Origin of the sequence: Acidicapsa acidisoli (genome assembly GCF_025685625.1) — a bacterium.
Lineage (GTDB): Bacteria > Acidobacteriota > Terriglobia > Terriglobales > Acidobacteriaceae > Acidicapsa > Acidicapsa acidisoli.
Genome location: NZ_JAGSYI010000001.1, coordinates 879,979 through 891,652, shown reverse-complemented (window position 1 = coordinate 891,652; position 11,674 = coordinate 879,979). Strand labels below are relative to the sequence as shown.

Here is an 11,674-nt window from a genome sequence, read left to right as displayed (position 1 = left end):
AACCATAGGGCGCCGCCGGTGAAACGCCAGCGGCGTCTTATTTTTCTTTCCTCGTTAAGGATGCATCTGCCAGAGACGCGGAAATCAACAACGCATCAACGGTGAATGAACCATGAAACTGCTTGCCCTTCTCGCCATCCTCGCATGGATAAACGGTGCTGAACTGACGCAAGGCCTCGATGCACCGAACTCTGCAAAGCCGATTCTGGTCGAATTGTTTACTTCAGAAGGTTGCTCCAGTTGCCCTCCTGCGGATATCTGGTTGCAGAAACTTGACTCGACTCAACCCATTGCAGGAGCGCAGGCGATCGTACTCAGCGAGCACGTAGACTACTGGAATCATGACGGCTGGAAAGACCCGTACTCCTCACAATTGTTCACAGATCGTCAGAACGGCTATGTTCGCGCCCTCGGACTGAATTCCCCGTACACGCCGCAAGTGATCGTCGACGGAACAAGTGTATTGAAATTGAGTGACTCACAGCAGGTGAGCCAGGTGCTGCTGAATGCGGTGAAGGCTCCGCAGGTTCCTGTAACAATCAGCGCAATGACAGTTGACGGGAGCGCACCGGCTGTTCTCCGAGCTCATATAGAGGTTGATGGAACGTCACAAAAACGCAATGCAGATATCTATGCGGCACTTGCGCTCGATCACGCGGAGTCTCAGGTATTGCATGGAGAAAACGGTGGCCATCGGCTCACACATGTAGCCGTTGCGCAAGAACTGATCAAAGTAGGCAAACTGGAGAAGGGAAGACCCTTCAGCAAAGATTTTCAAGCAAATCTGAAACCGGGCATCGATCCCGGAAATCTCAGGTTGGTCGTTTTCGTGCAGGAGCCTAATCTCGGAGTTGTGCTTGGGGCCGCGCTGCATGAAAGCAGTCCCACGCGCCAGTAAGGCTGGTACATGCCGCAACAAGTTGCCTCTAAACAACTGCACATGGCTGATGGACAATGTTTACCCATAGGTTCGCGAATTCGCGCCCCCCCCAAAAAAAAGAGCGACAGGTTAGGAAGGTAAGAACCCGTCGCTGCAAGAAATACAAAACGCTGGGCGCATGCATCAAATTTTGGAACAGCAATAGCTATCCGCCATCGAAATAACTTGTGGCATTTTGGCCCTAATTCAATCAATGATTCGATCAATCTTCACTAGGTGAAGCACGACAATCTTCACGAATATACTCAGGTCGCAGGCGACTCTGGTTTTGTCTGCGTCTATGGTCATGAAGCTTTTGACTTATCCAGTATCCGGCGGCGTCTGGTCAGTAACCATATCCAGATGAGCGTATATTGTAATAGCCAGAATAATGTAACTATGAGACCTCCCTGTGCCGGAATATCGCCCATCATCGTCGTTGATAGAAAAGCGGCCGCGCCACTGCACAAGCAGATCTACGATGCATACCGTGCAGCAATCCTTCGGGGCGACATTCGTCCTGGACAACAGATACCATCAAGCCGTGAGCTTGCACTCGAAATCAAGGTATCTCGTTTCCCTGTCCTCAATGCATATGCTCAGCTTCTGGCCGAAGGGTATTTTGAGAGCCGGGCATGTGCAGGGACTTATGTGTCCAGCTCTTTGCCAGAGCAATTGATGTCAGTGCAAAAGCCCGTCGTTATACCGGCTCAAACTCATTCCGGGCCGCGGCCGATAGCACGCCGCTCCTTGCTCTTCCCCGGCTTCGACAGCAGTGCAACGACGCGTGGCTACGGCGCGTTTGGTGTGCACCAGCCGGCAATTGATCAGTTCCCGTTTCAGATTTGGTCTGGCCTTGTAACTCACCACAGCAAAAATCCCCGTGCCAACATCCTTCATCACATCGACCCACTTGGTTCCGAACGGTTTCGTGACGCTATCTGCAACTATCTCCGCACTGCCCGAGCAGTTAAGTGCGAGCCAAATCAGATCATGATTGTTTCCGGTTCCCAGCAGGCGCTGGATATCACCGCACGCGTTCTTCTCGACCAGGGTAGTGCCGTGTGGGTCGAGGAGCCCGGATACAGTCTGGAGCGAACGGTACTCATAGCGGCGGGCTGCCGCCTCATACCAGTTCCCGTGGACAGCGAAGGCCTGAATGTGTCGGCAGGGCTTGAGCTATATCACAAGGCGCGTGCCGTCTTTGTAACTCCCTCCCATCAATATCCGCTTGGTTCGACAATGAGCGCCTCGCGGCGACTTCAGCTTCTCAATTGGGCGCAGAGTTCGGGAGCCTGGGTCATTGAGGATGACTATGACAGCGAGTATCGCTATGACAGTCAGCCCATCGCGTCATTGCAGGGATTGGATGCGAATTCTCGCGTGATCTATATAGGGACATTCAGTAAGGTCCTGTTTCCTTCAATGCGAATCGGATATATCGTGATTCCGCCTGACCTTGTGGAGCGCTTCGTTGCAGTCCGCTTTGCCATGGACATTTTTCCACCTTATCTTTATCAGGAAGTGCTTGCAGACTTTATGAACATGGGACACTTTGGCCGGCATATCCGAAAAATGCGGCAACTATATAGCGAACGGCGAAAAGTGCTTACCGAAAGCCTTCGGAACGAATGCAGCGATCTCCTGGAAGTACACGGAAGCGAGGCCGGTATGCACTTGACGGTCACATTGGCAAATGGGCTTCGCGATCGAGAGATCGCGGCGAGAGCGGCCCAGAACAAGCTGTGGCTGTTCCCATTGTCTCCTTCTTACTTTGGCCGGCGGGTTCGTCAAGGTTTCATCCTGGGTTTTGGGAGTACAACGACGAACGAGATACCACGGGCCGTTCGTCAACTACGCTCCGTGCTGGTCAATTGACAACTGATTCGGCCCCACTCGGACGTCGGTAAGAAGAGAAACTCGTCTCCAGTATTCCTTGTATTCAAGACACCCTGTGCCAGGCAGGAAGAGGTGGCCCTTCGGGAAAGAGCATCGAGTAGATTTGCTTCTTGGAACTCACCGCCGGCATCATCGTGTGATCGGCTTCCGCGACGATCTCGATCTCCGCATCGTCCCATCTGGCCGGAAAATAGCATGCAGTCGACGAATGCCTTCACGAATCTCTGATTCACTTAAGCGCGCATATCCAAGAATGATTCCGGGGCGTGTGCGTTTTCCGAGATAGTAGCCCGACAGGCCATAAATGCCCACGCCGCAGCCTTCCGCTCGCTCAATGACGATTCTTTCGTTCACATCGGCGCGTGGCCATAGAACAACATGCGCGCCTGCGCCCTGGCCCGTCACTTCCACATCGTTTCCGAGGACCGTGTCGATGGATTCGAGGAGCGCATCGCGACGTGCCGTGTTACTCCGTCGAACGCGCCTTAAATACCGTTCGTACATCCCGCCCGCAATGAACTCCGAGAGCGTCTGTTGCTCCAACATCGATGTGTGTCGATCGCACAGCCATTTAGCCGCGGTGAAAGCCGATACAAGTGTTACCGGAGCGATCATGTATCCGATGCGCAAGGACGGAAACACAGTACGTGAGAACGTTCCTATGTAGATAACGCGTCCCTCCCTGTCCAGACCTTGCAGTGATTCGAGGGCTTGGCCTCCATATCGGAATTCGCCATCATAGTCGTCTTCGACGATGACAGCTCGCTTGCGCTTTGCCCAATCCAAAAGCGCCAGTCGCCGCGAAAGCGACAGGACTGCACCTGTTGGGAACTGATGCGATGGTGTAACCAGGACCATGCGCGCTCCGGGCGTAATCTTCTCCGGAACGATCCCGTCATGGTCTACCGGTATTCCATGCAGACGGGCGCCTGCAACGCGAAAGACCTCGCGAGTGCCCTGATATCCAGGCTCTTCCAAACCAATCACATCGTTGGGCTCGACCAGCACGCGAGCAATGAGGTCCAGCGCCTGCTGCGATCCGTTCACGATCAGGACCTGCGATGGGTCGCACACCACTCCCCGTGACCGCTTCACATGCGACGCGATCGCTTCCTGTAACTCCGGAGAACCTGCGGCCGCGCCATAGTCCAATTCGCGCACAGGGGCCTTACGCGCGGTGCGCAGCAGCATACGCCGCCATGCCTCGAATGGAAACAGATCGATATTGCTACGGCCGTATGCAAAGTCGTAACGCAGAGGACGTTCACGTCGCTGCGGAAATGAGATATGCGATGAGGCATCCGCCGCCCGCCTCCCGTAGCGGGACAAGCGAATCTGCGCAGAAACCGTATGCTCCTTCATCATCGTTAGATTGAGATCGCCGGCCACGAACGTTCCCGAACCGCGCCGCCCGGACACATATCCCTCCGCGAGCAGTTGATCGTAGGCAAGCAATACCACGGTGCGCGAAACATGAAGATGTTCGGCCAACTCGCGAGTTGATGGCAGACGCTCTCCCTGGGGTAGCTTGCCGGCGAGCACTGCGTCGCGGAGCGCGGCGTAAATCTGCCGAAAGATAGGTCCCGAGTCTCGCAGAATTGGTATTACGAAATCCATAGAAAGTGGCTCTTTGACATTACCACATGATTCTCCAAGATCGTAGATGTGCCGTGACGATTCGTCCGGTGCAGGAGGAGATCGACATTGAAACGTCAGAGAACAGTTAGCAATCGCCGATTGAGCGTTGGCGCGCTCGTGCTCGTGGCAGCCTTGGCTCTCGCAGTTAAGACCCACGCACAGCAAGCCGGCCAGGTTGAACCGAAGTCCGCGCCCGGCAGCGTCACCGAACAACACGGTGGCCAGCATGACTTCGACTTCGAGATCGGGGCCTGGAAGATCCACCTCAGGCGCATGCTGCATCCCCTGTCCGGTTCATCGCAGTGGATTGAGTATGACGGAACCTCTGTGACACGCAAACTCTGGAACGGTCGAGCAAATATCGAAGAGTTTGAGACCGATGGACCCGCAGGCCACGTCGAGGGCTTGACGCTTCGCCTTTACAACCCCGAGTCGCGGCAATGGAGCCTCTACTGGGCCAACGGAAGGACCGGCGAGCTCTCGTTGCCGGCGACAACTGGCGAGTTCAAGAACGGCATCGGTGAATTCTATGACCAGGAAGCCTTCAATGGCCGCCAGATCTTCGTTCGCTATCAATGGTCACAGATCACACCGAATTCGGCTCACTTCGAACAGGCCTTTTCCGAGGACGGCGGCAAAACGTGGGAAGTGAATTGGATCACGGACCAGACCAGGGCGAAAGAATGAACATCACCGGACGCTCTCGCATCAAGCGGGTCCCCAAACGCGCAGCATACGACACAGAAACGATCCATTCGATTCTCGATGCCGCGTTCGTGGCACATGCCGGCTTTACCGTCAACCAGCAGCCATTTGTTATTCCGACAATCTACGGACGCAACGCTGACAAGCTTTACCTGCACGGTTCGCCTGCTAGTCGCATGTTGCGTGAGCTGCAAACCGGCGTGCCTGCTTGCATAGCCGTAACGATCGTGGATGCGCTTGTGCTCGCACGCTCAGCCTTTCACCACTCGATGAATTACCGATCGGTAGTTGCCTTCGGACATGCCCGCATGATCCAGGATGCAGCTCGGAAGACCGAGGCGTTGCGCATCATCTCCGAACACATCCTCGCCGGTCGCTGGGATGAAGTGCGCTCTCCCTCCGAAAAAGAACTGAAGGCCACCGAAGTGCTGGAGTTCTCGATCGAAGAAGCGTCAGCCAAAATTCGAACGGGTCACCCGATCGATGACGAAGCGGACTACGCGCTGCCCGTATGGGCGGGTATCCTGCCGCTTCCGGTGCTGCCGCAATCGCCCATACCGGACCCTGGATCGCCGGAAGGAATCGGCGTACCCGCCAGTGTACGCAGTCTGCTCGGTGCGTTTCGCTCTGATACCGACGAACTGAGGAGCATGGACTCTATCGCAAAGAGATCGTGACTCGCGACAGCCGGAACAGGTCTCGCGAAGATCTTTGTTGTTTTTCGCGCATTCGCCGCAATTGCAGCTTCGGCGCTCACGGAGAATCTCCATGAGCGCCGAAGGAGGTTTAAAGATGAAAAGTTTATTGTCACTCGGCAGGAGCGCTTGGCGCTCCGCCGCGGGATAAGGAAAAGGTAAACGGGAAGGACAGTTTAGCGGTGACCACCGCCGCCACCACCGCCATGGAAGCCTCCGCCACCGTAGCCACCACCGTGGAAACCGCCGTAGCCTCCGCCTCGGTAGCCCCCATAGCCGCCACCATAGAAGCCGCGCCCATAAAATCCTCGGCCGTAGAATCCCCAGCCGAAGGGACTCCAGAATGGATCCAATCCGATGAAGGTATATCCGTCGAAGTACGGATCCCAGTACCAGCCCGGGGCGAAGCCGTCATATCCATATTCGCCCGCGATCTGTGTGTTCGCCTCGGCCAGATATTCCGATCGCAGACTGCTCCAGTTGTAGAGTTCGTCGTTAGTGATATGCGTATCGAAGCTGGCGGGCTTGAAGTGAGCCGACGCTTCAAAGGCGAACTCGTGATGCCCGCCGACGGTAATCCGCTGGTTTTCGTGGCTGAGAACGGCGGCTTTGCCTTCAAAGACCCGCACCGCTCCCCGGTCCGCGTCGAACTCATAAAAGCCGGGCTTGAGGATTTGCGTCGGGGTGCCGTTCACCACGATCTGAATGTTGTTCTGCGGGAAGAGCTGATCGACCTCGACGGAAGCCCGGCCACTATCCAGTTGCACAACGGTATTGATTAGATCTGGCGAGACCATTCTTGCCGAGCTGAAGTCGTCCAGGCGAAAAAATACACCCGGCGTCAGCAACATCTCAACCTTGCCGTTATCCGTAGCGAGCGTGTTGCCGGCCGCCACTTCTCTTGGGCCTGCGGCTGTGGCGCGCAGCGAAATTGGGTGGCCACTGAGCGTCGCGGACCCCTCAACGTAATTCAGAGTTCCTGGACGAACCGGAGGGTTAGCATTCTGCGCCAGACTTGTTGACGCGCAAAGAACCGGCAAGGAAAATACCGAAAGAAAAAAGAAAAATGTTTTTAACTTAGTAATCATCCCCAAACCTCTATTGGTATAGATGCCAATAGAGAAGAAATGTTGCGGTGTGTTTTGGGGCTCTCTGTCAGGATCGCGCTGATCTAGAATGGTTTATCTATAATTAGACGAATACAAAGGCAATTGGGTTACAGGCGGAAGCCTGAGAAAATATTCCCGAGGAGATGCCCAAGGTAATGCAGCTCACCAGCGTAGAAACCCGCGTCCTCGGCGCCCTGATCGAGAAGGAGATCACCACCCCCGAGTACTATCCGCTTTCGCTCAACGCGCTGGTGAACGCCTGCAACCAGAAGAACAACCGCGAGCCGGTGATGGCTCTTGATGAGGTTGAGGTGCGCCAGGCGCTGCATGGCCTCGAAGACGAACACCTCGCAGCCCCCGTCCGCGGAGATGGCCGCGTTGCCAAATTCGAGCACCACTGCCAGGAAGTCTTCAACTTCACCCGCGGCGAAATCGCAATTCTCTGCGTCCTGCTCCTCCGCGGCCCGCAGACGCCCGGCGAACTGCGCGGACGCACCGAGCGCATGTACCGCTTTGACGAATTAGGCGATGTGCAAAGCGTCTTACAGCGCCTGATGACCCGCGATCCGGCCTTGGTGAAAGTCCTGCCACGCCAGCCCGGCACTAAAGAAGCCCGTTACGCGCATTTGCTCAGCGGCGACGTGCAGGGTTTCGAATCCGCATCCGCTTCCGCCTCATCAAGCTCGGCAAACTCATCGACCTACGCAAGCTCGCAGGCAACCGATCCGGAACTCAGCGAGCGCGTCGCCCAGCTCGAATCGGAGGTTGCCGATCTCACGCGCGAACTAGGGGAACTGCGCGAGCAGGTCGAGCGCATCTCCCGGCTTCTCGAATAAGCAGCCGCAAGAGTTTCGTTTGCAGGGTAGCGGGGAATTTGAGACCATCCTTTGCAGCACCGCGTCTCCAATCGATAATCGTCCGGAGTTTCCCGTGAAATCCAAGAAAATTGCAAGGCTTCTCTCGCCCAACAGTAGGACCACGCTGGCCATTTTGCTGGCCGCCGTCATGATGGGCACGTCGGCGTATGCTTTTCAGATCAAGCTGCCGTTCGAGAAAAAGAAGAAACCCGCACCCGCACCCGCCGCGCCTGCTGCACCTGTAGACACGATCCAGAAATACGAGCCGCTCGTCGACCCGGAAAACATCCGCGCCCACGTCAGGTTTCTCTCCGACGATCTGCTCGAAGGCCGTTATCCCGGCCTGCGCGGCGGCGATCTCGCGGCCAAATACATCGCCACGCAATTCGCGCTCTATGGCCTCAAACCCGCTGGCGATCAGGGCACGTACTTCCAGAACATCAACTTCGTCGGCATGAAGGTCAACCCCGACGAGACAAATTTCGCCCTGGTCAATTCCGCCGGTGAACCAACTCCGCTGAAATACGCCGACGACTACACCGTTGCGAATCAAACCCTCACCCCCGCCGTCGATATCGAGGCCCCGATCGTCTTCGTCGGCTACGGAGTCACCGCTCCCGAATTCGGCTGGGACGACTATGCCGGCGTCGACGTGAAGGGCAAAGTGATCCTCTGCATCGTCGGCGACCCGCCATCCGACGATCCGAAATTCTTCGGCGGCAAGGCGCTCACCTACTACGGCCGCTGGACCTACAAATTCGAACAGGCCGCGCGCAAGGGCGCAGTCGGAGCGCTGATTATCCATCGCACCGATCTCGCCAGCTACGGCTGGGACGTGGTGAAAAACTCCAACACCAGCGAAAAGACCTTCCTTCGCGACGATAAGAACCCGCACTTGCAGGCTGCAAGCTGGATTCAGCTCGATGTAGCGAAGAAGATCTTCGCCGCCACCGGCCTCAACTTCGACCAGCAATTCGCCGATGCCGGCAAGCCCGGATTCAAGCCCGTCGAACTGGCGGTCAAGCTTCAAGCCCACGTCGCAAGCACGGTTCGCCCATTCCAGTCGGCAAACGTCGTTGGCATCCTGCCTCCCGCCGTCAAGCCGCCGTCCGACCAGGCGGTGCTCTACACCGCGCACTACGATCACCTCGGCTTCGTGGCCGGCCCCGATGGCAATCCAAAATCGCCCGGAGACAACATCTTCAACGGCGCAGCCGACAACGGAACCGGCGTTGGCATGCTCCTGGAGATGGCCCGCGTCTGGAGCCAGGTCAAGATTCCCCTGCCGCACTCCGTAATCTTTTCCGCCGTCACCGCCGAAGAGCAGGGCCTATTGGGCTCCGAATACCTCGGCCAGAACCCGCCCGTTCCCGCAGGCCAGATCGCGCTCGACATCAACTACGACATGATCCTGCCCATCGGCAAACCGCAGGAGATCGACGTCAACGGCGCTCAGCGCACCAGCTTCTATCCTGAAGTCGAAAAGACCGCCAAGGCCTTCGACATGACCATCGTTCCCGACCCCCGGCCCGAGGCCGGCAGCTACTACCGCTCCGACCATTTCTCGCTCTCACGCGTTGGCATTCCCGCCTTTTCCGTAGATGAAGGGACGCTCTTCGAAGGGCACGATCACGCCTGGGGCGAAACCAAGCTGAAGGACTTCGTCGCCAACGACTACCACAACTTCTCCGACAACTACCATCCCGACTGGGACTTTGCCGGCAACGCCAAACTGGTTCGTTTCGGCATGGACCTCGGCTGGCAGGCAATCTCGTCCACAACGCCAATCACATGGAACAAGGGCGACGAATTCGAGGCCGCCCGACTGGCCAGCCAGAAACCGTAACAGGAATTTCAACGAATCGCCGCGTCTACTTGAGGTAAAACGCATCTTATGGAATGCATGCCAATCCCGAAATACTCTCGCACGATGGTGCGCCGCTGATTTTGGCCTGAATGGCCCACCAGCTCAGCACCGGACACTCCAGAATTACGAGTGATCGGCATAGGAATCGTGCTTTAGCTTGTTCGGGGACGGCATTCAAGGAGAGAAAAATGTCAAAGAGCGAATCAGCAGTTCTGGATACCCGGGAGAGCAAGGAACTGAAGACTCCAACCGACCTTGCGCGCAAGGGCGTTGTGGAGATCGCCGAGGAGTTGAAGCATCTCTTAGCCGACACCTTTGTTCTGTACATCAAGACGAAGAACTTCCACTGGCACATGAGCGGCCCCCACTTCCGCGATTACCATCTCCTGCTCGACGAGCACGCGGATCAGATCTTTGAAATTACCGACGAAATCGCAGAGCGCGCCCGCAAGATCGGCGAAACCACTCTGCACTCCATCGCCGACATCGCCCATTTCCAGCGATTGAAAGACAATTCCGAAGCCTTCGTGGCTCCGAAAGACATGCTTTCCGAACTGCACTCGGACAACATGCAACTGGTCAAATTCATGCGCGAGACGCATGAAATCACTTCCAAGCACAACGACGTAGCCACAACCAGCCTGCTCGAAAACTGGATCGATCAGGCAGAACGCAGGGCATGGTTCCTCTTCGAAACCCTGCGCGCACACTAAGAAACTTCTGAACAAGCCCGGAGCCAGGTTGTCCGGAGCCTGTTGTCTTGAAAGGGCGTGGCTTCAGCCACGCCGTAGAGTCAAGCCAATCAGCTGGCTTTAGCCGCCGAGGGAATGTTCCGAATAGCGTAATTTCCAGTCAAAGAGCAGAAAGCGGCCTGGGCAGATAAGTGCCCGGGCCGTCGTACATTGCAAAAGAAGTTACATCGTCGAACTCAACCCGTATAATCCACGCCACAAAATAGCAGCGGGCTCCGTCTTATAATCAGATCAGGCTCGAAGCGGTTTCATCGGCGCATGCAGGCGAGATCGTTTCCCGCATCTGGCCTTACTCCGATTTCAAGCGAGAACCCAATTTGCTCCGTCAAACCTATACTGCCCGCCTCGTGCAGAAAGCTTGCATTTCGGATATAGCCCAGTGCTATCACCTCGAATTTCAGATCGACGAGATGCCCACCTTCGATTTCGCCGCTGGACAATTCATCTCCACCGTTGCCGTCGATGGCCGGGGCAAGACCCAGACGCGAGCCTACTCGATAGCGTCAGCCTCCAGCGCCAACCGCTTTGACCTGTGCGTGAACCGCGTCGAAAATGGCTTCTTCTCAAATCACCTTTGCGATCTGCCCGAGGGTGGCACAGTTCAGGTCCACGGACCTCACGGGAACTTTACCCTTCGCTCTCCGCTGACAGACTCCATCTTTGTTGCGACAGGCACTGGAATTGCACCCATGCGCTCCTTCACCCAATGGCTCTTTCCGGAAGAAGGCGAACACGCCGGGGAAGACCGGAGCGAAGGCAAGCAGTTCTGGCTGATTTATGGCACGCGCTACGAAAGCGAGCTTTACTACCGCGACTACTTCGACCGCATCGCCGCCGAGCACGAGAATTTCCACTACATCACCACCCTCAGCCGCGCGGGCGATGAGTGGGAAGGGCACCGAGGTTACGTGCAGGAGTATTTGGGCCACATTGTCGAGACCCGCGGCCATGCCGCCACTCTCGCCTCAGCCGCTGTAGCCGGCGCGGTCGCAGAAACTGCTGTAGCCGTCGAAGAAATGCTACAAAACCAGACTCCGACCTTCGATATCCATACCTACATCTGCGGCCTCAACAACATGGTTTCGGCCGTTCGAGAGCGCCTCACCGGCTTCGGCTGGCACAAGAAACAGATCATCTTCGAACGCTACGACTAAGTAGCAAGCAACAATACATTCTTTTATCTACTTACGTAGCTACCACAAATCTGGGTGCCCCATCCTTCGCGTCTTTTGC

At 56.3% G+C, this 11,674-nt stretch carries 10 protein-coding genes; 8 read left to right on the top strand and 2 right to left on the bottom strand.

Annotated elements, in window-relative coordinates; genetic code table 11:
• The first annotated feature begins 112 nt into the window (after positions 1–112).
• Together OHL23_RS03660 and pdxR (OHL23_RS03655) are read left to right on the top strand one after the other, a co-directional pair.
• Positions 113–898: a DUF1223 domain-containing protein gene (locus OHL23_RS03660; protein ID WP_263350413.1), complete on the top strand. Its 786-nt coding sequence runs from the start codon at positions 113–115 to the stop codon at positions 896–898.
• Positions 899–1,156: 258 nt separating this feature from the next.
• Positions 1,157–2,797: a MocR-like pyridoxine biosynthesis transcription factor PdxR gene (gene pdxR / locus OHL23_RS03655; RefSeq protein ID WP_263350412.1), complete on the top strand. Its 1,641-nt coding sequence runs from the start codon at positions 1,157–1,159 to the stop codon at positions 2,795–2,797.
• 150 nt (positions 2,798–2,947) lie between these two features.
• Here the strand turns inward: pdxR (OHL23_RS03655) and pdxR (OHL23_RS03650) are convergent, their stop codons facing one another.
• Positions 2,948–4,435, bottom strand: coding sequence for a MocR-like pyridoxine biosynthesis transcription factor PdxR (gene pdxR, locus OHL23_RS03650; protein ID WP_263350411.1), 1,488 nt, complete (start codon positions 4,433–4,435; stop codon positions 2,948–2,950).
• Between the two features lie 87 nt (positions 4,436–4,522).
• On the opposite strand from pdxR (OHL23_RS03650), the gene OHL23_RS03645 reads away from it, so the two are divergent.
• Together OHL23_RS03645 and OHL23_RS03640 are read left to right on the top strand one after the other, a co-directional pair.
• Positions 4,523–5,143, top strand: coding sequence for a hypothetical protein (locus OHL23_RS03645; protein WP_263350410.1), 621 nt, complete (start codon positions 4,523–4,525; stop codon positions 5,141–5,143).
• Positions 5,140–5,838 (top strand): pyridoxamine 5'-phosphate oxidase family protein, encoded by a 699-nt coding sequence (locus OHL23_RS03640; protein ID WP_263350409.1) that lies wholly within the window; start codon positions 5,140–5,142, stop codon positions 5,836–5,838. Before OHL23_RS03645 ends, OHL23_RS03640 begins: the two co-directional genes overlap by 4 nt.
• A gap of 194 nt (positions 5,839–6,032) precedes the next feature.
• Here OHL23_RS03640 and OHL23_RS03635 read toward each other — a convergent pair whose 3' ends face one another.
• Positions 6,033–6,944 carry a hypothetical protein gene (locus OHL23_RS03635; RefSeq protein WP_263350408.1) on the bottom strand — a complete coding sequence of 304 codons (912 nt, stop codon included), beginning with the start codon at positions 6,942–6,944 and terminating at the stop codon, positions 6,033–6,035.
• Positions 6,945–7,120: 176 nt separating this feature from the next.
• Between OHL23_RS03635 and OHL23_RS03630 the strand changes: the two genes are divergently transcribed.
• From OHL23_RS03630 to OHL23_RS03615, 4 genes are all read left to right on the top strand, one after another.
• Positions 7,121–7,801 (top strand): YceH family protein, encoded by a 681-nt coding sequence (locus tag OHL23_RS03630; RefSeq protein WP_263350407.1) that lies wholly within the window; start codon positions 7,121–7,123, stop codon positions 7,799–7,801.
• A 94-nt stretch (positions 7,802–7,895) separates the two neighbouring features.
• Entirely contained in the window at positions 7,896–9,668 is a 1,773-nt protein-coding gene (locus OHL23_RS03625) for a M28 family peptidase (RefSeq protein ID WP_263350406.1), read from the top strand.
• Positions 9,669–9,877: 209 nt separating this feature from the next.
• Positions 9,878–10,402: a Dps family protein gene (locus tag OHL23_RS03620; RefSeq protein WP_263350405.1), complete on the top strand. Its 525-nt coding sequence runs from the start codon at positions 9,878–9,880 to the stop codon at positions 10,400–10,402.
• A gap of 356 nt (positions 10,403–10,758) precedes the next feature.
• Positions 10,759–11,595: a ferredoxin--NADP reductase gene (locus tag OHL23_RS03615; protein WP_263350404.1), complete on the top strand. Its 837-nt coding sequence runs from the start codon at positions 10,759–10,761 to the stop codon at positions 11,593–11,595.
• The last annotated feature ends 79 nt before the right edge of the window (positions 11,596–11,674 follow it).